Origin of the sequence: Lederbergia sp. NSJ-179 (genome assembly GCF_022867885.1) — a bacterium.
GTDB lineage: Bacteria > Bacillota > Bacilli > Bacillales > Bacillaceae_C > Lederbergia.
The window spans coordinates 1-1,337 of the sequence record NZ_JALIFP010000098.1; the positions used below are offsets into that span (position 1 = coordinate 1).

1 protein-coding gene is annotated in these 1,337 nt (G+C 34.2%); it reads left to right on the top strand.

The genetic code is table 11. The features are described from left to right. Positions 1-302 precede the first annotated feature (302 nt). A complete protein-coding gene (locus MUB24_RS22955; protein WP_244708064.1) occupies positions 303-725 on the top strand; it encodes a hypothetical protein in 423 nt (140 codons plus the stop codon). Positions 726-1,337 lie beyond the last annotated feature (612 nt).

The window sequence follows — 1,337 nt, forward strand, 5'->3', positions numbered from 1 at the left end:
AATTTGGTAAAATATTAGCCATAAAGCATCCCTTTCTTTGGTTATTGTTGTGGTGACTATATTTTACCAAAAAGGGATGCTTTTTTTGTGCTTTTTCGATAACTTTTTTGAGTAAACTCAGTTATATCAAGGGTTAATCAATGTTTTGTCACTGCGAAAGTTGAGTAATATTACTTTTTAAATAATGTCATTTCACGTAAACGTCAATCCATTCATTGTATAATGGTACTATCAGTACTGGTATAATCTACCGGAGAGGGTTAAAATAGTATATCTATAGAGAACAGTTAGGAGGAATAAGCTTGAATGATTTTGGGGAACTTTTGTATGCTGGCAAGACTGACAGCAACAAAAATGGTTTTGCATTTATTCTTGTAGGAATAATATGCTTTGTCGGCGCAAATTTTATCTACGCAAAAATGATGTTAATGGTAATTGGAGGCGTGTTTGCACTCGTCGGATTATACCTACTTCTATTTAAAAGAAGTGATAAATTTTCCATCTATGAAAACGCGATTGTTTTGACTATAAAAGGGCAAGAACTTTCCATTCCAAAAGAACAGATTAGCCGTATTGAATATCAGAAAGTAAAAGTTAGAAGAAGTCCGGTCGTGAGTTATTATCCAATACTTATATTAAACAATGAAAACAAAGTGTTCATTAATAAAGCATTTAATTCCATTATCAATCAAGATTTCAAGAAAGTTATTGAGTCATACCTTTGAATAGCACGATTTTAAAAAGGGGTAGTCATCTATCTTAGCTGAGATCCAAAGGATTGAAGGTAAGAGATGAAGTGCGCGATAAAACACGTGAAGAAAGAGAGCAACTGAAGGTCAAGTTCTCTCTTTTTCCCACGAAATTTTACCTAAGACGGACAAATGGAAGACCATACTAAATATAAACCTTTAACCCCTATATATCTTTCGCGTGCAACTAAGTTAGGGCGCGATGTATGAAAAAAGCAATATTCTCGATAAAATTTTTCGTGTCGTAATTCATCATAACGGCCCATAGCTTTGCTAGACTTTTCAAATCGATCAATAACTATTATTTCTTCAATATATCTTTTCCCTTCTTTTGAGTGCGCCTTCATGACTTCTAATACAACCCATTTATTTGGAAATCGTCTTTGTACTTCTATATAGCAACACATCTCATCCCTCCGTTCAGGTATGTTAGTCTAAAAATTATAAGAATATAGCGTCTGATGCTAAGTGTTCGGGGCCAGCTCTAATGTCGGTATTTGGTAGAAATTGGCCAACATTTTTGTCGGGGCATATACAAATAAAGAACCGTCAACTCTACTGACCATAGTATAATGATTAGTAGAGCTG